We start from the raw sequence: 21,672 nt of genomic DNA, 5'->3' as shown, positions 1-21,672 counted from the left end.
GCATTATTGACGCATTGCCAACCGGGAACCATTGAACAATCCGTCAATAAACCAAACACTTACGAGGTATTACATGTCTTTTAGCATTGCCGATCTTTTTACTCAGCATTTCGATGAAAAATTCGATTTGCACGAGCACTATCTCAACAATCAAATGGTGCGGGTGTTGCGCACTATCGGTTACGACAGAAATTATAAAAAAGCCATCGGCCAATACCTTTACGACCAAGATAATAACGAGTATCTGGATTTATTGAGCGGCTTCGGCGTGTTCGCGATCGGCCGCAATCACCCGACAGTGATCAGCGCTCTGCACGAAGCCATGACGCTGGAGCTACCGAATCTGGTGCAAATGGACGTATCCCTGCTCAGCGGCTTGCTGGCTAAGGAAATTCTCGCCACCACGCCGGATAATCTGGACAAGATGTTTTTCTGCAATTCCGGCACCGAAGCGGTAGAAGCGGCCATCAAATTCGCCCGCTACACCACCAAACGCCCGCGCATCGTCCATTGCGAACACGCTTTCCACGGCTTGACGCTGGGATCGCTGTCGCTGAACGGCGAGGAAATTTTCCGGGAAGGTTTCGGACCATTATTGCCTAACTGCAACGCGGTGCCATTCAACGACCTGGAAGCGCTGGAAAAAGCCCTCAGCAGCAAGGATGTGGCAGCCTTCATCGTCGAACCGATTCAAGGCAAAGGCGTCAATGTGCCGGACGACCATTATCTGCCGGAAGTGGAACGCTTATGCAAAAAATACGGCACCTTGTTCGTCGCCGACGAAATTCAGACGGGCATCGGCCGTACCGGCAAGTTCTGGGCGATCGATCACTGGAATGTCAAACCAGACATGATCTTGATGGCTAAAGCCTTATCTGGCGGCTTCGTGCCGGTGGGCGGCGTAGCGATGACCACCAAAATCATGGACACCGTCTTCAACCGTATGGATAGAGCCGTGGTGCATGGCTCGACTTTCTCGAAAAATAATATGGCCATGGCGGCTGGTCTGGCGACCTTGGAAGTCATGCGCGCCGAAAACTTGGTGGAAAACAGCGCCAAAGTCGGCGAGGACATTATCAACACCCTCAACGCCTCCACCGCTCAATACGAGTTCCTCAAGGAAGCACGCGGCAAGGGCTTAATGATTGCGATTGAATTCCAATCGCCGAAAAGTCTGGGACTAAAAGCTGCCTGGGCAATGCTGGAAGCCGCCAATAAAGGCTTGTTCTGTCAGATGATTACCATCCCGCTGTTCAAAGAACACCGCATTCTCAGCCAAGTCGCCGGCCATGGCATGAACGTGGTCAAACTGTTGCCACCGTTGAATTTAACTCAAAAGGATCGCGACTGGATCGTCAACTCCCTGGACAAAACCATCGCCGACACCCACCAAGTGACGGGTTCAATCTGGACTTTGGGCAAAAACCTGGCCAGCCATGCGCTGAAAAAATAAAGAATAGAGGACTAACAACCATGCGTTATTTTAAACACAGTTTGTTTGCATTATTGCTGAGCGTCAGCTCTATTGCCTTCGGCCATGCGGTCGTCACGCATAACTCATTGAAACTGAAACCGGTACCGGTCAACCTGGCCAGCCAAGTCGAACTGTCGTTCAACTCCAAGGTGGAACTGGATTTATCAGAGGTGTTCCTGGTGAGTGCCGGCGACAAAATGCAAACCATTACCGCCACACCGGGCGAAAAACCCGGCCAGGTATTGCTGAATCTGCCGGCCTTACAACCAGGTGAATATGCCATCAAATTGAAAATATTCGCCGCAGACGGTCATCTCAGTGAAGACCTGCTGCGCTTTTTCGTTACACAAGCTAAGTGATCCGTATGGAAGGCATTGCAAATTATCTTGACTCATTGATAGGCGGCGTCGATCTCACCTTCTATTCCATCACCATCGGTGGCTTGCTGTGGGGCTTGTTTGTGCTGCGCCCCTGGCATGAAGAAGCGCATTACAACTCGGCCTTATTGAATAAGACCGTCAACCTGATCCATTTCGGCAGCAAGGCGCTGATCATCACCCAATTGTCCAAAATCGGCCTGAAAATTTGGCTGATGGCAGTAACCTTGGGCAAATCGCCGTTTCCGGCCTTTTTCCAGACCGTGCAGTTTCAGGCCGGCTTGGCGCGCGCCAGTTGTGCTTTTATTTTGGCACTGTTCATCCGGCAAGCCTTGAAAAACAACCCGCGTTCCAAACAGTATTGGGTGCTGTCAACAGCGATTATTGTGCCGCTGGTCATCTCCGCGGCTTGGTTGGTACATGGCGCCAGTCGCCTGGAAGATCGCGGCCTGTTGATGACGCTGACCGTCACCCATCAAATCGCTGCTGCGACCTGGGTGGGCGGTATTTTTCAAATTCTGGCTTTATGGGGGCTGAAAAAACGTAACGCGATAGCAGTTGAAGTTTGGCCTTTATTGCTGAAACGTTTCTCGGCACTAGGTATTGGCGCGGTTGTTGTATTGCTGGTTACCGGCACCCCGCTGGCCTGGTATTACATCCGTACCTTCCAGGGTTTCATCGGCGCGGGTTACGGCAATCTGTTGCTGGTGAAAATCATCATGTTGGGCTTGGCACTGAGCTTCGCCTGGTTAAATCGCCAAGCCGTAAATGCCTATTTCACCAGTCGTAGTCTTTACGCACTGACCGCTCGCGTGCCTTATTACATCGAAGCGGAAACCCTGATTCTGCTGACCATCCTGTTCACCGCCGCCAGCTTGGCATCGCAACCGCCCGCAGTCGATATTCCGCATCTGACGGCCAGTTTCGAAGAAGTATTGAACATGTTCCATCCGCGCGTACCGCGCTGGGAATCGCCCACACATGAAGCCTTGATCGCTGGCGAAGCCGGACGGGTAGCCATTGTCGGCCAGATTCCGTCGGAAGCGGCTACCGCCTGGTCGGATTACAACCACAATATCTCCGGCATCTTCCTGGCGACGATGAGCTTCTTTGCGATGTTGTCGTTCTCCAGTCGATTCCATAGCTGGGCACGCTTCTGGCCGGTCGGCTTCATGGCATTAGGCGTTTTCCTGTTCTTCCGTAGCGACGCGGAAAGCTGGCCGCTCGGCCCCATCGGTTTCTGGGACAGTACCTTCAACAACGGCGAAATCCTGCAACACCGGATCGCCACGCTATTGGTATTCGTGCTGGGCTTGATCGAAATCAGAGCGCGGCTGAACAATAACAGCGGCTTCATGCCCTATATGTATCCATTACTGGCCGCCTTTGGCGGCATGATGTTGCTGGCGCATTCGCATGTCGGCTTCGAAGCTAAAACCGCCTTTTTAATTCAGGTCGGTCACACCATGATGGGCGTGTTTTCGCTGATCCTGGCTTGCGGTCGCTGGTTGGAACTTAAGCTAGACTCGCCCGGCAAAAACATTGCCGGATTTATTTCAGTATTCGCCTTATTCCAGATAGGCGTCATCCTGATGTTCTATCGTGAACCCCTGTACTGATTATGAAACAGACTAACGATTTCCCGCTCCTCAACACCATTCAAAGTCCGTCCGATGTCCGTGCGCTGAAACCGGAACAGCTCAAGCCGCTGGCCGATGAGCTGCGTGCCTATCTGACCCACACGGTCAGTCTCTCCGGCGGCCACTTTTCGGCCGGTTTGGGCACCGTGGAACTGACGGTGGCGCTGCATTATGTGTTCGATACGCCGTCGGATCAGTTGGTCTGGGATGTCGGCCATCAGGCTTATCCGCATAAGATTCTGACCGGCCGCAAGGACAGGATGCCGACCATCAGGACTTTGGGCGGGGTCTCGGCGTTTCCGTCCCGCGAGGAAAGCGAATATGACGCTTTCGGGGTCGGTCATTCCAGCACTTCGATCAGTGCCGCGCTGGGCATGGCCATCGCTTCGCAGTTGCGCGGCGAGGACAAGAAGATGGTGGCGATCATCGGTGACGGTTCGATCACCGGCGGTATGGCGTTCGAGGCGATGAATCATGCCGGTGATGTAAATGCCAATCTGCTGGTGATTTTGAACGATAACGATATGTCGATTTCGCCGCCGGTCGGGGCGATGAATAATTATCTGACCAAGGTGTTGTCGAGTAAGTTTTATTCGTCGGTGCGGGAAGAGAGCAAGAAGGCTTTAGCCAAGATGCCATCGGTCTGGGAACTGGCGCGGAAGACCGAGGAACACGTGAAAGGCATGATCGTGCCAGGCACTTTGTTCGAGGAGTTGGGTTTTAATTATTTCGGCCCTATCGATGGCCACGATGTCGAGATGCTGGTGTCGACGCTGGAGAATCTGAAGGATTTGACCGGACCGGTGTTTTTGCATGTGGTGACCAAGAAGGGTAAGGGCTATGCGCCGGCCGAGAAGGATCCTTTGGCTTATCATGGGGTGCCGGCTTTCGATCCGACTAAGGATTATTTACCCAAGGCGGCACCGTCGCCGCACCCGACTTATACCGAGGTATTCGGCCGCTGGCTGGTCGACATGGCCGAACAGGACGAGCGTCTGCTAGGGATTACCCCGGCCATGCGCGAAGGCTCGGGTTTGGTGGAATTCTCGCAGAAGTTTCCGAAACGTTATTTCGACGTGGCGATTGCCGAACAGCATGCGGTGACCTTGGCCGCCGGTCAGGCTTGTCAGGGCGCCAAGCCAGTGGTAGCGATTTATTCGACCTTTTTGCAACGGGCTTACGATCAGTTGATTCATGACGTGGCCTTGCAGAATCTGGACGTGCTGTTTGCATTGGATCGGGCCGGATTGGTGGGACCGGACGGTCCGACCCATGCCGGTAGTTATGATTTCAGTTATATGCGCTGCATCCCGAACATGCTGGTAATGGCACCGGCCGACGAGAACGAGTGCCGGCAAATGCTGACCACCGGTTTCAAGTATAAAGGTCCGGCTTCGTTACGTTATCCGCGCGGCAAGGGCCCTGGCGTCAGCGTCGATAAAGCCTTGACCGAGTTGGAAATCGGCAAGGCTGAGATTCGCCACCAGGGCGGACGCATCGCCATCCTGGCCTGGGGCAGCATGGTGGCACCGGCCTTGGAAGCCGGTAAGCAACTGGGGGCGACGGTGGTCAACATGCGTTTCGTCAAACCCCTGGATGAAGCCTTGGTACTGGAGATGGCCAAGAGCCACGACGTGATCGTCACCGTCGAGGAAAACGTCATCGCCGGCGGCGCCGGCAGCGCGGTCAACGAATTCCTGCAGGCGCAGAAAATCCTGATGCCCATACTCAACATCGGCTTGCCGGATCGCTTTGTCGAACAAGGTGGCCGCGAGGAATTGCTCAGCCTGGTCGGGCTGGATGCCAAGGGCATTCTCACCAAGATCGAAGCGTTTTTCGCTTAAGCAAGTTGTCACTCAGGCGCATTGCTTTGGCGATGCGCCTTTCGATAAAACAATTCTGCCAAATACCTGCGTCTTTCCGTTTCGGCACATACCAAACCGAAACTGCCCCCATATAGTGTTAGACTTGAGTGCCTTAGCTCGCTTGGGTGAATAAAATGTTACAGATCCTGCTCGTGCCGGCCCTAACAGACAATTACATCTACCTGATACATGAACCGATCGGCGGCGAGACGGCGGTCGTCGATCCGGCCGTGGCCGAACCGGTAATGGCTGCACTTGAGCAAAACGGCTGGCGGCTGGATTATATTTTCAACACCCATCATCATGGCGACCATGTCGGCGCCAACCTGCAACTCAAGCAAGATACCGCTTGCAAAATCGTCGGCGCAGCTGCGGACCGAGCGCGTATTCCCGGCATCGACATAGAAATTAAAGAAGGCGATCAAGTTCGCTTAGGTGATCAGACATTCCAGGTCATCGATACACCCGGCCATACCCTGGGACATATCGTTTATTACTGCGCCGATAGCCAAGCGCTGTTTTGCGGCGATACATTATTTTCGTTGGGCTGCGGCCGTTTGTTCGAGGGCAGCGCAACGCAAATGTGGCAGTCTTTGCAAAAACTAAAAACTTTGCCGGCCCAAACCCGCATCTATTGCGCGCACGAATATACCGCCGCCAATGGCCGTTTTGCCTTGTCGGTAGAACCGGACAATCCGGCACTGCAACAACGGCTTGTCGAAGTCGCCGAACTGAGGCGGCAAAATCGCCCCACCCTGCCCTCCACTATCGGCCAGGAGCTAGCAAGCAATCCCTTTCTCCGAGAACATAGCCCCAGTATTCGACGCAGCATCTTCATGACGGAACAATCCGATGTGGCCACTTTTGCCAAATTACGTGCATTGAAAGACCAGTTTCATTAACCCCATCACGGCTTGACAATATTGAACTCTGTTAGACTGTTTGCCACATATCGGCATCTTTCACGGCCAACCTTGGATATTCATGAAAAACATCCCGTCAATCAGCATCGTGCTCCCGGCTAAAAACGAGTCAAAAAATCTACCGACTTTTTTGCCCAAGTTAACCTCGCTTTATCCCCATGCAGAAATCGTATTGGTGAATGACGGTTCGACAGACGAAACCGCCGCTATCGCGCGCGCTGCCGGCGTGCTGGTGATCGACCATCCTTATTGCATGGGCAACGGCGCAGCGGTCAAGACCGGCGCCCGACAGGCCAAAGGCGACATTTTGGTGTTCATGGATGCCGATGGCCAACACGACCCGGCCGATATATCGGCGCTACTCGCCAAATTAAACGACGGTTACGACATGGTGGTAGGTGCCAGAAACGTCCGTAGCCACGCTTCCCTGTTCAGGCGTCTGGCCAACAACTTTTACAACAAATTGGCATCGCTAATGACCGGCCATAAAATCGAGGATCTCACCTCGGGGTTTCGCGCGGCTAAAGCTAACAAATTCCGGAAATTTCTGTATCTGCTACCGAACGGTTTTTCCTATCCCACCACCAGTACCATGGCTTTTTTCCGATCCGGCTTCCCGGTGGCTTACACGCCCATCCATGCAGGCCGGCGCAGCGGCAAAAGCCATATTCGCCTATTACACGACGGTCTACGGTTCTTCATCATCATTTTGCGGATCGGTGTGCTGTTCTCGCCAATGCGTCTATTTCTACCGGTTAGCGGAACGGTGTTTGGCATGGGGGCTGGCTATTACGGCTATACCTATTTCACGGAAGGCCGTTTTACCAATATGAGCGCGGTGCTGTTCTTGTCGGCCTTATTTATTTTTTTGATTGGCATCGTGTCCGAACAAATTTCCTCGCTACATTATAAAAATATCGAATAGTTCAAATTTAGGCTTTGATACAGCTGAAAATCACGAATTTCGGATTGGCGGCCACCTGTCGGCAAGCGCCAAACAATTTCTTCAAGGCCAGATGGTAATTCAGATGACGATTGCCTATCACCCGCAACTCGCCACCCTTGCGCACGACGTTATACGCCTGCTGAAACATCTGCCAGGCAATATGATCGCCTATCGTATGTTGTTGATGGAACGGCGGATTGCAAACGATACAATCGGCGCTGTTCGCCGGAAAATCGCTTAGACAATCGCCGACCACAAACTCAGCCTGCCGATTATCGGCAAAAGCGCCCGCGAAATTTTCCCTGGCCGAAGCCATGGCCATAAACGACTCATCGACGAAATACAGCCGCGCCTGCGGATTTTGCTGGGCCAGCATCACGCCAACGATGCCGTTGCCGCAGCCAAGATCGATAAAATCACGATACTCGGGGTTTTCCGGCAGGTGCTGTAATAAGAAGCGTGTGCCGATATCCAGGCTGTCGCGGGAAAATACATTGGCGTGATTGCAGACCTGAAAATCGCTGTTTTCCAAACGGTAGCGTTGCGGATAAGGATTTTCCGGTAGCCGCAGACTTTGATCAACACTGACGAAAATCAAGCGGGCTTTTTTCACGGCCAATGAAGGTCGCGTAGGACCAATCAAGCGCTCCAGCAACTTCCAAGCGGTTGGCGGTAAGGTCTTTACCATGCCGGCGGCTATCACCTGGCAGTTGGCGTTTAGCAGGGGCTTAAGTCGATGTAGTTGATATTCCAACAAGGCCAGGGTTTTGGGGACTTTAATCAACAAATAGTCGATACCCGCATCCGGCAAGGCCAGGCTATCCAGCAAACGCACTTGATCGTCAGCGATACCGTTCATGGCCAGATTGTTACGGGTCGCTTGCTGCGACAGCCAGGAATCAGAGATGGCTGTCGGCCGATAACGATTGAGCGCAACGGCTAAGGCGCCGAAACTATCGTTGAGAATCACGACATTGGCATGATCCGCAATTGGGATAGTAGCCAGGTGATTCAGCAAATATTCGTCGGCCGCATCCCAGGCCCGCAGTAAGTCGTTTTTACGATAAGGCAAGCGTCTGAGCTGAAAACAACCGAGCGCGACACTTAATTCTAATTCCATATGGCGAACAAAATGAATTGGTCGTAGCAGGCAATACCACGAATTTGCGAATGCAGTGACGGTTTTTTCACGAATGACACTAAACGCTAGGCCAGCGACAATTTGTCACGCGGCAATATGCCACATTTTCAGGGCTCAGTGGCTTCGTTAAACTGCAAGCAACTCTTGTATGCGCCCCTCTGGGGAATGAGAGTTATACCCCACCTCTCTGGGCGGCCGCTCCATCACGCACGGACCCGGCCGCTTTTTTTAGCTTCCTTAATGTTGCTTATCCGCCGACGAACCGGCAAACAAGCGGTAAAAGTTTTCCGTGGACTGCTCGGCAATTGCCTCAACCGATGTCCCGCGCAATTCGGCGATATGTTCTGCCACATAGCGCACGTAGGTCGGATAGTTGGGTTTACCGCGGAATGGCACCGGCGCCAAATACGGCGAGTCGGTTTCGATCAGAAAGCGATCGGCCGGAATCCTTCGTGCCACATCCTTGATCGCTTCGGCATTCTTGAAGGTGACGATCCCGGAAAAAGAAATATAAAAATTCAAGTCCAAGGCCTTTTCCGCATAAGCCCAATCCTCGGTAAAGCAATGGATGATGCCGCCGACCTGGTCCGCGCCCTCTTCCCGCAACACATCCAGCGAATCATGACCAGCCTCGCGGGTATGAATAATCAAAGGCTTATGCAACATTTTGGCTGCGGCAATATGCGTGCGAAACCGTTGAAATTGCCACTCCAGATCGCCTTGGCTACGAAAATAATCCAGGCCGGTCTCGCCAATGGCAATGACTTTATCGTTATCGGCCAATGCCAACAATTCGTCCAGCGTCGGCTCGCGGCCGTCACTGACGTTGGGATGCACCCCTACCGACAAGGAAATATCCGGATAAGGCAGCACTTGTGCCAGCATCGCCGGATAAGCTTCCATGTCGATGGCGATGCACAGCATATGCCGGATTTTGGCCGCCCTGGCGGCATCGACAAAGGCATTGAAATCGTTAGCGTAAGGCGCCAAATCGATACGGTCGAGATGGCAGTGGGAATCGATGAACATGGAATTTAAAAAGTTAGAACAGGTAAAGCCCACCTGCCAGGGTGTTTACATTGTATGCGTGGATCGGTCGGATTCCAGCGCGCCGGCCAAATAAGTTTCAATCTTGTTACGCGCCGCGCCACCGTCCTGATCGCTGAATTGTACACCGATGCCGGCGGCACGATAGCCCTCGGCGCCCGCAGGGGTCTTCCAGATAATTTTGCCGGCAATCGGCAAGCGCTCAGTTTCTTCCATTAAATTCAACAGCATGAACACTTCCTCACCCATTTCATACTCGCGTTTGGTCGGTATAAACAGGCCGCCGTTTTTCACGAACGGCATATACGCCGCGTAAAGCGCGTTTTTATCCTTGATCGATAAAGACAGGATACCTTGTCTGGGTGCTGATTCTGCCATACGCTTATTGTCTGTTCAGTTGCGACCAGCTGATTAAAAGCTGCTCGACCATTAATTGTTTGTTGAGTTGCGTGTTCAGTTGCGACTTAGCGGCAAGCACATTATCGTAAAACAGATACAGGCGTTTCAAGTCTAGCCGTTCCGCAAGGGCTTGCAAGGCGTTTTTCAGATCCGGATTGACTATCGGCACCAACTCGACCCGATAAGCGCATCTGACAATATCAGCCACCCAGCCTGCCATCCACAACAACACCACTGCCAGATCGATTTTTTCCTGTTTCTGCCATTGCTCGGCAATCGCCAACAGATTTTCCTTGCCTTGCGCGACATGCAACCAGGCCTCGAAATACTGCTGTCTGAGCTGAACCATATTCTGTTCGGCATATTGCTTAGCCAACAGCGGCGAACCTTGGGCAAGATTTAACAACAACTCGGCTTGCTCGCCGACGCCCTGCTGTTGCAACCATGTCATGGCCAAGTCCCGAGCCGGGGTTGCGCAATCGATTTTCTGACAACGGCTGCGTATCGTCGCCGGCAATCGGCTCGGCTGCTCACTAATCAATAGCAAACAAGTACGCTCGGTCGGCTCTTCCAGACACTTCAAAAAAGCGTTGGCCGAAGCGGTATTCAATGCGTCAGCTGGTTGAATAATGACAATTCTGTAAGCATCATCGTACTGCGGCTTCAAAGCCAGTTTGACGATTAGCTGCCTGATCTTATCGATACCGATGGCCTTGCCGGCTTCGTCGGGCTCTATCACCAGAAAATCGGGATGGGTTTGCGCATCGAACAATTTGCAACCGACACAATGGCCGCAAGCACTCGCATCGGCTAACGGCGCATGACACAACAAGGTCCGCGCATAATACTCGGCCAAATGCCGCTTACCCTGTCCGGCCGCGCCGGAAAACAGCAGTGCCTGAGGGATGCGCCGTTGCTCGATATAACCGTGCAACTGCCGCCAATTATCTTGCTGCCAGGGATAAATTCGCGCCAGCATCAATTTGTCCATAAGCCCGCCAACTCTGTGCGCAATTGCTGTTGCACATCGGTTAGCGCTTGGCTGGCATCGATAATTTTATAGCGATTCAAATCGGTCGCGGCACGTTGCAAATACGCCTGCCGGACTCTTTCAAAAAACGCTAACTGTTCGGTTTCGAAGCGATCCAGTTCGCCTCTGTGCTTGGCGCGCTGCATACCGATCTCGATCGGCGCATCGAAGATCAAGGTCAAATCCGGCCTAAGCTCACCTTGCACGGCATTCTCCAACCAGGCGATGGTTTGCAGATCCATATTGCGGCCGCCGCCCTGATAGGCATAGGTCGCATCGGTGAAGCGGTCGCATACCACCCATAGGCCTTGTTGCAACGCTGGCAAAATCACGTGTTGGATATGTTGGGCGCGGGCGGCGAATACCAACAGCAACTCTGCCTGCTCCGACAGGTTTTCATCCTGTCGCTCCAACAAAATCGCGCGAATCCTTTCGGCAATCCCGGTACCACCCGGCTCGCGGGTCAGAATGAACGGGATCTGCCGTTCCTCCAACAATTGCTTGATAAATTGCAGATTGGTGGACTTGCCGACGCCTTCGCCACCTTCCAGGGTGATAAATCGTCCGAGTTTCATCGTTGATATTGATCGACGTATTTTTCGTGTTCCGCCAATGTCGAGGAAAAAGCGTGGCGGCCATTGCCGCGCGCGACAAAATACAAGGCATCGCCGTGATCCGGATGCAGCGCGGCGGCGATGGCCTGTTTGCCGGGCATCGCAATCGGCGTGGGCGGCAGACCTTCGATGATATAAGTATTGTAGGGGGTTGGCTCTCGCAAGTCCTTATGGCGTATATCGCCGTGATAGTCGTCGCCCATGCCGTAAATCACGGTCGGATCGGTTTGCAACAACATACCTTTGCGCAAACGGCGGGCAAACACCCCGGCGATCTGCCTGCGTTCTTCCCCGGCGCCGGTTTCCTTTTCGACGATAGAGGCCAAAATCAAGGCCTGATAAGGGTTTTCCAAGGGCACCGCGTGATCGCGTTTCTGCCATTCTTCGTTCAATACCGCTTGCATGCGGTCGTGCGCCCGCTTCAACAAATCGACATCGGAGGTGTTTTTATCGAAGAAATAGGTATCCGGAAAGAACAACCCCTCCGGGTGATTTTTATCCGATCCTATCTGCACCATCAGATCCTTCAATTCGGCATCGCTCAAGGTATGCTGCAAATTGGGGTTGCTTTTGATGGCCTGAAACATCTGTTTAAACGCCCAGCCTTCCGGGAAGGTAATGGAATACTGGCGGGTTTTGCCGTCGGTCAGTTGTTGCAAAATATCGGCGGCGGTAGAGCCCTTACTCAGTACATATTCACCAACCTTCAACAAATGATCCAGGTTCTTCCGATAGGCAAACAGCCTGAACCAGAAACGATTGACTGTCACCCGCTGAGCGCGCAAATTTTTCACCACCGATTCCAGCGTATCGCCTTTTTTGATTTCAATGACGGTTTCGGTCAATACCACCGGCTTCTTCAAGATCAAGTGATAATGCATACCGGCCCAAATCGACACCAAACCAAGCACCATCATTAGCGTAAACGCGATTATGCTTCTGAACACTGTTATATCTCCGCCATTCGGGCCGCGTTGAGCATGTCTTGCAATCGTCGAGTCAGCGGGCCAACACTAAAAGTCTGAGCTTCCAGTCGTTTGACCGGCCAAACACCGATCACCGCATTGCTGACAAATAGCTCATCGGCTTGCAACACTGCGGTTTGATCGATAGCTTGTTCGAATAGCGGCAAGCTAATCTGCCGCGCGAACTCCATAAGCAATCCCCGCACAATGCCGGCCACCCCGCATTGGGTCATGGGAGCAGTATACAGATTGCCGGCTTTGGCGATAAACAGATTACTCATCGTACCCTCGACCACATGATCCTGGCTATCCAGCATCAAGCCTTCCTGAATGGTTTCATCCTGCCATTCGGCCCTGGCCAGAATTTGCTCGAGCCGATTCATATGTTTAATGCCGGCCAAGTTGGGATTGATCGATAAACGCTGCCGGCAAAAACGTACTGTAATGCCGTCGGTTTGAAAATGCAGAGGATAATCGGGATAAGGATGCAGACTGAATAGCCTGGTGGGAATGATCTGCTCAGGTTGCCGGTAACCTCTACCGCCGCTACCGCGCGTCACTATCAACTTCAACACTGCTCGTTCGGCAGACTCGGCCAACTGTCGCGCTTCCTGTTCGAGTAGCGCACTATCCGGCATCGGGATTAGCAGCCGCCGGCAGCCTTCGGCCAGCCGTTTCAGATGGCGGTCGAGAAACAGCGGCTTGCCTTGTAACACTTCGATAGTCTCGAACAGACCATCGCCATACTGAAAACCGCGGTCAGATACATCGACACAGTGTCTGTGCTCGCCGTTTAATAAAAACATAGCCAGACACTGTTGAACGGAGAGCGCTTATTGGTAACGCTTGAAAACCAGAGTACCGTTGGTGCCGCCGAATCCAAACGAGTTGGAAATGGCAACATCGATGCTCATATTTCTAGCGGTATTCGGCACATAATCGAGATCGCACTCGGGATCCTGATTTTCCAGATTGATGGTCGGCGGTGCGATTTGATGCTGGATGGCCAGCGCCGTCAACACGGCTTCGATACCGCCGGCCGCACCCAACAAATGACCAATCATCGATTTCGTGGAACTCACCGCCAATTTATAGGCATGATCGCCCAGCGCCAATTTCATCGCATGGGTTTCGCCTATGTCGCCGGCTGGCGTCGATGTGCCGTGCGCATTGATGTACTGCACATCTTCCGGATTTAACTTGGCATCGCGCAAGGCATTGCGCATGCAGCGCGCCGCGCCTTCGCCACCTTCGGACGGCGAGGTAATGTGATAAGCATCGCCGCTCATACCGTAACCGACCAGTTCCGCGTAGATTTTCGCGCCGCGAGCCTTGGCATGCTCCAGCTCTTCCAACACCACCACGCCAGCACCGTCGCTGAGCACGAAACCGTCTCTATCCCTATCCCACGGCCGACTGGCGCGTTGCGGATCGTCATTGCGGCGCGACAGGGCTTTCGCCGAAGCGAAACCACCCATCGCGGTCGGCGAAGTGGTGCAGCGCTCGGCGCCGCCCGCGACCATCACGTCAGCATCGCCGTATTTGATCAGCCTAGCCGCGTCGCCGATATTGTGCGTACCTGTCGAGCAGGCCGTGACGATCGCGAAGTTTGGCCCCTTCAAACCGTACTTGATCGACAGGTTGCCGGAAATCATGTTGATGATATTGCCCGGCACGAAGAACGGCGAAATCCGGCGCGGGCCGCCATTCTTGTAGGTGGCATAGCACTCTTCGATGCCGGTGATACCGCCGATACCGGCGCCGATGGCCACGCCGATGCGATCGGCATTTTCCTCGGTCACTTCGAAACCGGAATCTTCAATGGCTTGGCAACCCGCCGCGATGCCGTAATGGACGAAACCGTCCATCCGCTTGGCGTCCTTCTCGGCGATGTAATCACCGATATTGAAGTTTCTGATGACACCGCCGAACGTCGTTGCAAAAGAGGATATGTCAAATGAATCGATCGGACTAATGCCGCTCTTACCGTTGATGATACCATCCCAGGTATCGGCAACATTATTGGCTAATGGCGTAATAGCGCCTAAGCCCGTTATAACAACTCGACGTGTGCTCACAGTAAACTACCGGTAAAAAAAGAAGATAACCAGAGAAGGGGGATAAACCGGCTAGTGGATGGAAACCATCCACTAACTTTTGGAAACAATTTATTGCAGATTGGCGTTGATATAATCGATAGCCAATTGGACTGTGGTGATTTTTTCAGCTTCTTCGTCTGGAATTTCGCATTCGAATTCTTCTTCCAGAGCCATGACGAGTTCAACTGTGTCTAAAGAATCAGCACCAAGATCGTCAACAAAAGACGCATCGTTTGCGATTTCTTCCTTTACGCCTAATTGTTCCGCGACAATCTTTTTTACTCGTTCTTCGATATTACTCATATTTTATTCCTCGAACAATGCAAATGCCTGACTGTAAGCACTTACCTTATCTTTAGTGTTGTATTAATTGAATTTGCAATCTCGTCACCGGCCTTGCCTAACGACAGCGCGGATTATACTTTATGTTCCAAAAAATTCACAACATTCGGCCGCGACTAGACCAGCCGGGGCCTCAAGCTAGGTTTTAGCGCTCAAATTTTTGATGATTTCCTCCAGCGGCACCAAGTTAAGCTTGATTCTAAATAAAATTGACCGGTTCTCCAGCACGCCGAAACACTCATAAGTCCGCAGCATGATGCTGGTGTGATTGAGGGTATTGTCCTGCGATTCCGGCAACTGTTTGACCAGAATATGCAGCTTGTCGTTGTTTTTGAGTTTAGCCAGATGCTCGCGGTCAATGGAAATATCGTGCGAGGTATACACCATCGGATTGCGCTTGAAATCGTGATTTTCCAGCTGGGCTTTTTCCAGCAAGGCGCCGGATGTCAAGCTGCAAGGAAACACTTCTGGATAATGCGCAATATGCATCAGCTCATCGAAATAATCCGACTGCTCCGCCAGCGAACCGGACAAGAAATTTTTCACGTTACCGTTATTCATCCACTTACGTTTCAGAAAGAATTCGGTGCCCGGCACGATGGTTTTATCGGCCACCGCGTTCAAATCCGGCAGGCCGCTCAGATCGGTGTCGGCTAAAAACAAGGGCGTTTTAGTTTCCTTTTTATAACCCAGCAAAATGGTTTTGCCTTGCGATTTAATCGCGATGCGATTGGTCAAGGTCAGCTCGGGGATGGTCGCTATCAAGGTCTTTTTAATATCCAACGACATCTCCTGCCGCGGCCTTAGCGCATTGACGAAAATGATCTGATAATTGCTAAAACGCAGCTGATTGTCGGCGATGATCAGGTCTTCGTGATGCGCTTCCCGGTATAAGCGCATCTGATATTCGATCAGCGTATTCAACTGAAAGCCCAACACAATCGGGCCCTTGAACGGATTATGAGTGACCTGCAACCATTTGTGCTTGTCGTGAAACAAGTTGAAATCGTCGGACGCGTTGCGGGCGACTTCAATATGAATTTGTTCGAAAGTAAACGACAGCTCTTTCATCGATGGCCAATGACAGTAGATATGAACAGGCTATTCTAGGCCGATTGCGGCGAATCAGAAAGCCATGCACCAAACCAGCGCGTTCAGAGCCGACATTAACACTGCGCCTGGAGCGGAAAATCGGGTTACTATCCAGCTTTGCCTCACACGAGATCGCGAGAAGCGCATGCATATCGAAAGACATAAAAATCACCGAATCGGCTGGCTGCGCGCCGCCGTGCTAGGCGCCAACGACGGCATCGTCTCCACCGCCAGCCTGATTTTGGGCGTGGCGACGGCCGGTGTGGATGCCGAGCATATTTGGGTCGCCGGCGTTGCCGGATTGGTGGCCGGCGCAATGTCGATGGCCGCCGGCGAATATGTCTCGGTCAGCTCCCAAGCCGACACCGAACGAGCCGACCTGGAACGCGAACGCCGAGAGCTCGCTGCCTATCCGGAACACGAACATGCGGAAATGACCGCCATCTACGTCGAACGCGGCCTGGACGAAGCACTGGCCGCCGAAGTCGCCCGCCAGTTAATGGCGCACGACGCCCTCGGCGCGCATAGTCGCGACGAGCTCGGCATCACCGACATCTCCACTGCGCGCCCGGTACTGGCAGCATTTTCATCCGCCGCCAGCTTTTCGGTCGGCGCGATAATTCCGTTATTGATCGTGCTGTGGGCACCAGCAGCGGTATTGGTTTGGACTGTAGCAGGCGGTTCCTTGCTACTGTTGGTATCGCTAGGCGCCCTATCCGCTCGAGCCGGCGGCGCTTCAATGCTAGTAGCGGGTGCTCGGGTCAGTTTTTGGGGGGCGTTGGCTATGGGATTGACGGCTGGAGTTGGGGCTTTATTTGGCGTGGCTGTTTGAATCAACCCACTCCGTTACGCGCATTCACCAAGTTATTCAGTCATTCATTTGCATAAGTGACGCCGTTTGTCGCCGTATTTGCTCAGCAACCTCACCATCCAACCGTTCCAACCACCGCTCCGGTATCCGCTCCAAACCATATTTCGCCCCCGCCAGCATCCCCGCCAAAGCCCCGGTGGTATCGGCATCGCCGCCCTGGTTGACGGTGGCAATCAGGCAGGACTCGAAACTGTCGGTGTTGAAAAAATAATGCAACACCGTTTGCACGGTATCGACGATGTAGCCCGAGGCTTTGCCAGGATACGGCTTATAGGCAAATTCACTATATTGACCGACCAAGCGTTCCGCTTCCCGTTGACAAGCATCCAAACCTTCGCCACGAATCAATAAATTGGTCATCCGCCCCAAGGCTAAAGTCGCGGCGTCGGACAGCGGGTTGTGGTGGGTAATGCGGCTCTGCTCCAAGCTCCAGACCTCGAAATCATCCGGCCGATTCAGCGTCGCCAACACCACCGGCAGATTGCGCATGCAGGCGCCGTTGCCAGCCTCGTCTTCGCGCGGCAGGCCAATCAATTCGCCGTCGTCCCGATAACGAACGATGCCGCGCCGACAGGTATTGCCAACATCCGGCGGATCGCTTTCCAGCCAAGCCAGGAAATTATCGGCTACCGCCTGCAAATTCCAGCCCCGATGATCAATGATGGCCTGCCCCAGCGCCAGCGCCATTTGCGTGTCGTCGGTGACCTGTCCCGGCTCCAGCGCCAGCCAGCCTCCGCCTATCATCTCGCTGTGCACGCCGTAACGTTTTTGGATTTGCTTAGCCGACATGAATTCCACCGTCGCACCCAACGCGTCGCCGCAAGCAAAGCCCAAGTAAGCCCCCAAGGCTCGATTCAATAACTGCTGGTTCATCGCTGCACCGTCACTCGATAATCGCCGCCGATCACCAAATATTCCGCTTCGCCGCGCAAAGCGTGGTGCGGCAGCAGGTCGGTAAAAAACACCAGCTTCACCATCGGCACCTGTACCTCCAATATATAACTGCCAAATTCACTGGCAATGCTGCGGCGGTCGGTAAACGACACGATGCTGTTGAAACGGACGATCTTATGTTGCTTGTCCTCATCCTTGACAATCCAATCGTCCATGGCGTTGACGCCGCGATACAGGGTTTTGTGGGTAGTGGCCGGAACCTGAAAGCGTTCGATCACCCACTGACAAAATTCGTACACCAAATCCAGCTGCATGTAGATGCAATTGTTGTGATAACGGCTGTTCATCTTTTCTTCGATATAGGTAATCCAATCCGTACTCATAAAACTGTCGATCCGGCATTTATGGTAATTGGGAAACAAACCGAAGCGGCTCTCCACCCAGCCTTTCAGCACCGCGCCCTGAGCGTTGTTGGAATCCAGCCCCCAATCCTGAATCAAGCGCAGATAACTGTTGCGATAGCGCCGCCTGCCCTCGGCATCGTCGCGTAGGCGCTGCTCGGTTTCGAAGCCAAACACCACGCACATATAGTCCTGAAATATCCGCCCGCAATCGGCTAATGTGGTCTGGCCGGCCAATTGCTCGAACAGTCCTGGCGCCGATTCCCGGGTACCGGCGATATGCAAGGGCCTGGGGTGTTCGTTAAACAATGGACTGGCCAGACAGGCCGTCGCCATGCCGATTAAATTGGTGCTGTGGCCGTGTTGGGAAATATCGAGCATGGAATAAACCGGGAAAAATGTCAGGCAATTAGATAATCGCTAATTCTCACATCGAACCGGGAAATTATCCATACAGATCAGACCTGCCCGGCCTAATTCTTCCGGAATTCTCGGCACCACAAAACTCGCACCACTCCACGCAACCGGGTCGCTAGCCGAAAATAGCAAGTGCCAAGCAAGAATCTAGCCGTTTTTTGTGATTGACATCACACAAAGCCACAGAATACAGTGCGCTAGCCGATTGATTATTAGACAAAAATAAGTGATCGATGACAGGCAAAATCATAACAACACACAGGAGAGTCACATGAAAAAGTATGTTGCCGAGTCCTTTGGGACATTTTGGCTGGTTCTTGGTGGGTGCGGAAGCGCAGTGTTAGCGGCGGCGTTTCCGAATGTGGGCATCGGCTTACTCGGGGTGTCGCTGGCGTTTGGCTTGACGGTGCTGACCATGGCCTTTGCCATCGGCCATATCTCCGGCTGCCATCTCAATCCGGCGGTATCGGTCGGCCTGTGGGTTGGCGGCCGCTTTCCGGCCAATCAATTGTTGCCTTACATTGTCGCCCAAGTCATCGGCGCCATCGTCGCCGGCGGCGTACTGTATTTAATTGCCAGCGGCAAAGCCGGTTTTGATGTGTCCGCTGGCTTTGCCTCCAATGGTTACGGCGAACACTCGCCGGGCGGCTACTCCTTGCTATCCGCGTTGATTACCGAAGTGGTAATGACGATGATGTTTTTACTGATCATCCTCGGCGCCACCGACACCCGCGCCCCGCAAGGCCTGGCGCCTATCGCGATTGGCCTGGGCCTGACCTTGATTCACTTGATCAGCATTCCGGTCACCAATACCTCGGTCAATCCGGCTCGCAGCCTGGGTGTGGCGGTTTACGTCGGCGATTGGGCCTTGGCACAACTCTGGCTGTTCTGGGTGGCGCCGATTATCGGTGCGGTGCTGGGCGCGCTGGTCTATCGCTTTATTGGCAGTAGCGACGAATAATCCGGCAACCAGATTAAGCCCGGTGGGACCGCCAATTGGCCGTCCCACTCCCCTTGAAATCGACATTTCGGTCACGAGTCAGATATGGATATAAAAACCTACCGAGGCCGATCCAATGTGTCCGGCGCGGTTGCGCTGGATGATCGTTATTTCATCGTCGCGGACGACGAAGATAACGAACTCAGCGTGTTCGACAAAAAACAAGAAAAAGCCTTAAAGCCGGCGATTATTCTCTCAGAGGTTTTCAATGGCGAAATCAAAGACGGCAAGCATCAGGAAATTGACCTGGAGGGCGCGGCACGCATCGGTGATGTTTACTTCTGGATAGGCTCGCATAGCACCAGCAGTAAAGGCAACGACCAGCCCGCGCGGCATCGTTTGTTTGGCATCCATGTTACGGAAGACAATAAGGGCAAATTCAGCGCTCGCCGCTATGGCACCATATACACGCATTTGATCGCCGACCTGAAACGGGACACACGCTTTGCCCACCATGGTTTTGGCCAAGCCGAACATATTCAACCCAAAGACAAAGGCGGCCTGAGCATAGAAGGCCTGGCGGCCACGCCGGAGCACGGTTTATTGATCGGCTTTAGAAATCCGCTAGCCGGCGGCGTAACCGAAAACGGCTACCTGAAAAACGGCAAAGCCATTCTGGTGCATCTGCTCAACCCGCTACCGCTGCTACAAGGCCAAGCCGCACAGTTCGCCGAGCCAATAGAGTTGGACTTAGATGGCTTGGGTATTCGCGACATCGCCTGGCACAAAGACCAGCAATACCTGATCGTCGCCGGCCCTTATCACGCCAACAAAGGCAGCATCGAAAAACACCGCCTGTTCCTGTGGGATAGCGCATCCGGCGAGCTGACGCAAAACCCAGCCGATCTCGAAGAGTTAAATATCGAAGCCGCGTTCTTTTTTCCGAAGCATGAAAATCAAGTCGTGCTGCTGAGCGACGACGGCAAGGACAAGAAAAGCTTTCAATGCGTTTCGGTGGCACTTTGACAAAATCCGCTTTAACAGTCGAATAGTACAACGCCAAATACGTAGCGTTTTCGACATCGTCAATAGCACTTGCATTCCTGACTAGCAAAGGCGAATTAGCGTCAGAGTTCGAATCAAGCGGTATATCTGCTAGGATAAAACTGGATAACTACTTTAGGTGTCACATGCCTTCCCCGCAGATCACGACTGACCACGACATTCGCCAGGAAAACATTCTGCGCAGACACATGGATTTACCGAAGCTGCTTGACCTACTACACACTAAATCGCTGTACTTTCGACGGGCTGATGGATTCTCAGACAGACTTGAGGGAGCCCTGTTCCCGAGTTTCCGAAAATCGTTGGATGAGGCATTCGCCCGAAATGAGGTGCCTCATGATGCAGACTACTTTTATCGGCGGGCGAGGCTAGGAAACTATGTCAGTTGCTGGACGATGGGCGCCCGAGACAACATGGCCCTCTGGCAACTCTACGGTGGAGTGAATACCTCCATAGTGGTTACTTCCACAGTGGACCGCTTGGTCAGATGTGCCTTTGCTTGGAACTTATCCACGCACCTCCACAAGGTAAGGTACGTTGACCATCGCCGAGTCCAGGAATACATCATGGGCCACTTCACTGACGTCTTACAGTACAAGAGCGATGCTTACAAGTTCGAGAGAGAACTTCGAGTAATCGTGCCGCAACAGGATGATGGATGGGAGACAAATCCAATTGGTATAAGGCTCCCCCTGCCTAACGTCGACGCACTTGTCAGAAGTATTGTTGTAGCACCTGAAGCTGACCCGAGCTTTCTTGAAGCAGTACGCGAGCTTTGCAGGCGTTACGATCTAAAAGCTCCGGTTAAACGCTCAATGCTGTCACTCGTTCCGGTATGACATCGATGAACATAACAGCTTGCACCGCATCGTTCGCGACTTGATGTGCTTCACTCGGTTCAGTGCATCCTACAAGCGCTTAGGCAGAGTAGGAGCGATAGTGGAAACCCAGCAATCCGAAACAGAAGCTGGGGTTATCAACTCAACAGACTATGAAATTCCAGAGTTGGTTCTGTCCCGTATGCCGTGCAGAGTACCGGAGCTTTTGATAGGAATCGCCCGCTAGGGGTGCGGCATGGATGCCGCACGTTGGCGAAGGGGCAGGAAGCCCCTTTTGGCAACCCCTATCAA

General features: G+C 53.0%; 21 protein-coding genes. 9 read left to right on the top strand and 12 right to left on the bottom strand.

The window, feature by feature from the left end; genetic code table 11:
- Window positions 1–73 precede the first annotated feature (73 nt).
- The 6 genes from QZJ86_RS06470 to QZJ86_RS06445 all read left to right on the top strand — a co-directional run bounded on the left by QZJ86_RS06470 (window position 74) and on the right by QZJ86_RS06445 (window position 7,204).
- A complete protein-coding gene (locus QZJ86_RS06470) occupies window positions 74–1,453 on the top strand; it encodes an aspartate aminotransferase family protein (protein WP_301937445.1) in 1,380 nt (459 codons plus the stop codon).
- Window positions 1,454–1,473: 20 nt separating this feature from the next.
- Complete coding sequence (locus QZJ86_RS06465; protein WP_301937443.1) at window positions 1,474–1,833, top strand: copper resistance CopC family protein; 360 nt, start codon at window positions 1,474–1,476, stop codon at window positions 1,831–1,833.
- A 5-nt stretch (window positions 1,834–1,838) separates the two neighbouring features.
- Window positions 1,839–3,470 (top strand): copper resistance D family protein, encoded by a 1,632-nt coding sequence (locus QZJ86_RS06460; protein ID WP_301937440.1) that lies wholly within the window; start codon window positions 1,839–1,841, stop codon window positions 3,468–3,470.
- Between the two features lie 2 nt (window positions 3,471–3,472).
- Window positions 3,473–5,335: a 1-deoxy-D-xylulose-5-phosphate synthase gene (gene dxs / locus QZJ86_RS06455; RefSeq protein WP_301937438.1), complete on the top strand. Its 1,863-nt coding sequence runs from the start codon at window positions 3,473–3,475 to the stop codon at window positions 5,333–5,335.
- A gap of 155 nt (window positions 5,336–5,490) precedes the next feature.
- Entirely contained in the window at window positions 5,491–6,258 is a 768-nt protein-coding gene (gene gloB, locus QZJ86_RS06450) for a hydroxyacylglutathione hydrolase (protein WP_301937436.1), read from the top strand.
- A gap of 82 nt (window positions 6,259–6,340) precedes the next feature.
- On the top strand, window positions 6,341–7,204 hold the full coding sequence (locus QZJ86_RS06445) for a glycosyltransferase family 2 protein (RefSeq protein WP_301937434.1): 864 nt from the start codon (window positions 6,341–6,343) through the stop codon (window positions 7,202–7,204).
- A gap of 7 nt (window positions 7,205–7,211) precedes the next feature.
- On the opposite strand, the gene QZJ86_RS06440 is transcribed toward QZJ86_RS06445, so the two are convergent.
- The 10 genes from QZJ86_RS06440 to QZJ86_RS06395 all read right to left on the bottom strand — a co-directional run bounded on the left by QZJ86_RS06440 (window position 7,212) and on the right by QZJ86_RS06395 (window position 15,933).
- On the bottom strand, window positions 7,212–8,345 hold the full coding sequence (locus QZJ86_RS06440; protein WP_301937432.1) for a methyltransferase: 1,134 nt from the start codon (window positions 8,343–8,345) through the stop codon (window positions 7,212–7,214).
- Between the two features lie 258 nt (window positions 8,346–8,603).
- Window positions 8,604–9,395, bottom strand: coding sequence for a TatD family hydrolase (locus QZJ86_RS06435; protein WP_301937430.1), 792 nt, complete (start codon window positions 9,393–9,395; stop codon window positions 8,604–8,606).
- A gap of 45 nt (window positions 9,396–9,440) precedes the next feature.
- On the bottom strand, window positions 9,441–9,791 hold the full coding sequence (locus QZJ86_RS06430) for a PilZ domain-containing protein (protein WP_301937428.1): 351 nt from the start codon (window positions 9,789–9,791) through the stop codon (window positions 9,441–9,443).
- A gap of 4 nt (window positions 9,792–9,795) precedes the next feature.
- Window positions 9,796–10,803 carry a DNA polymerase III subunit delta' gene (locus QZJ86_RS06425; RefSeq protein WP_301937426.1) on the bottom strand — a complete coding sequence of 336 codons (1,008 nt, stop codon included), beginning with the start codon at window positions 10,801–10,803 and terminating at the stop codon, window positions 9,796–9,798.
- On the bottom strand, window positions 10,791–11,417 hold the full coding sequence (gene tmk, locus QZJ86_RS06420; RefSeq protein ID WP_301937424.1) for a dTMP kinase: 627 nt from the start codon (window positions 11,415–11,417) through the stop codon (window positions 10,791–10,793). The genes QZJ86_RS06425 and tmk overlap by 13 nt, the downstream gene beginning before the upstream one ends.
- Window positions 11,414–12,403, bottom strand: a complete 990-nt coding sequence (gene mltG, locus QZJ86_RS06415; protein WP_301937423.1) for an endolytic transglycosylase MltG — start codon at window positions 12,401–12,403, stop codon at window positions 11,414–11,416. Before mltG ends, tmk begins: the two co-directional genes overlap by 4 nt.
- Before the next feature lie 2 nt (window positions 12,404–12,405).
- Entirely contained in the window at window positions 12,406–13,227 is an 822-nt protein-coding gene (gene pabC / locus QZJ86_RS06410) for an aminodeoxychorismate lyase (RefSeq protein ID WP_301937422.1), read from the bottom strand.
- A gap of 27 nt (window positions 13,228–13,254) precedes the next feature.
- Complete coding sequence (gene fabF / locus QZJ86_RS06405) at window positions 13,255–14,499, bottom strand: beta-ketoacyl-ACP synthase II (RefSeq protein WP_301937420.1); 1,245 nt, start codon at window positions 14,497–14,499, stop codon at window positions 13,255–13,257.
- Window positions 14,500–14,589: 90 nt separating this feature from the next.
- On the bottom strand, window positions 14,590–14,823 hold the full coding sequence (gene acpP / locus QZJ86_RS06400; RefSeq protein WP_013820083.1) for an acyl carrier protein: 234 nt from the start codon (window positions 14,821–14,823) through the stop codon (window positions 14,590–14,592).
- Between the two features lie 177 nt (window positions 14,824–15,000).
- A complete protein-coding gene (locus tag QZJ86_RS06395; RefSeq protein ID WP_301937412.1) occupies window positions 15,001–15,933 on the bottom strand; it encodes a hypothetical protein in 933 nt (310 codons plus the stop codon).
- Window positions 15,934–16,099: 166 nt separating this feature from the next.
- On the opposite strand from QZJ86_RS06395, the gene QZJ86_RS06390 reads away from it, so the two are divergent.
- Window positions 16,100–16,786 (top strand): VIT1/CCC1 transporter family protein, encoded by a 687-nt coding sequence (locus tag QZJ86_RS06390; RefSeq protein WP_301937410.1) that lies wholly within the window; start codon window positions 16,100–16,102, stop codon window positions 16,784–16,786.
- Window positions 16,787–16,822: 36 nt separating this feature from the next.
- Here QZJ86_RS06390 and draG read toward each other — a convergent pair whose 3' ends face one another.
- Entirely contained in the window at window positions 16,823–17,698 is an 876-nt protein-coding gene (draG, locus tag QZJ86_RS06385) for an ADP-ribosyl-[dinitrogen reductase] hydrolase (RefSeq protein ID WP_301937408.1), read from the bottom strand.
- Window positions 17,695–18,501: an NAD(+)--dinitrogen-reductase ADP-D-ribosyltransferase gene (locus QZJ86_RS06380; RefSeq protein ID WP_301937406.1), complete on the bottom strand. Its 807-nt coding sequence runs from the start codon at window positions 18,499–18,501 to the stop codon at window positions 17,695–17,697. The genes draG and QZJ86_RS06380 overlap by 4 nt, the downstream gene beginning before the upstream one ends.
- A gap of 307 nt (window positions 18,502–18,808) precedes the next feature.
- Here QZJ86_RS06380 and aqpZ point away from each other — a divergent pair, with 307 nt between their 5' ends.
- Together aqpZ and QZJ86_RS06370 are read left to right on the top strand one after the other, a co-directional pair.
- Window positions 18,809–19,498, top strand: coding sequence for an aquaporin Z (aqpZ, locus tag QZJ86_RS06375; RefSeq protein WP_301937405.1), 690 nt, complete (start codon window positions 18,809–18,811; stop codon window positions 19,496–19,498).
- Window positions 19,499–19,582: 84 nt separating this feature from the next.
- Entirely contained in the window at window positions 19,583–20,503 is a 921-nt protein-coding gene (locus QZJ86_RS06370) for a DUF3616 domain-containing protein (RefSeq protein WP_301937403.1), read from the top strand.
- Window positions 20,504–21,672 lie beyond the last annotated feature (1,169 nt).

It is taken from the genome of Methylomonas montana (genome assembly GCF_030490285.1).
Classification (GTDB): domain Bacteria; phylum Pseudomonadota; class Gammaproteobacteria; order Methylococcales; family Methylomonadaceae; genus Methylomonas; species Methylomonas montana.
The sequence above is the reverse complement of the archived record's forward strand: the minus strand, read 5'-3'. Positions and strand labels throughout refer to the sequence as shown.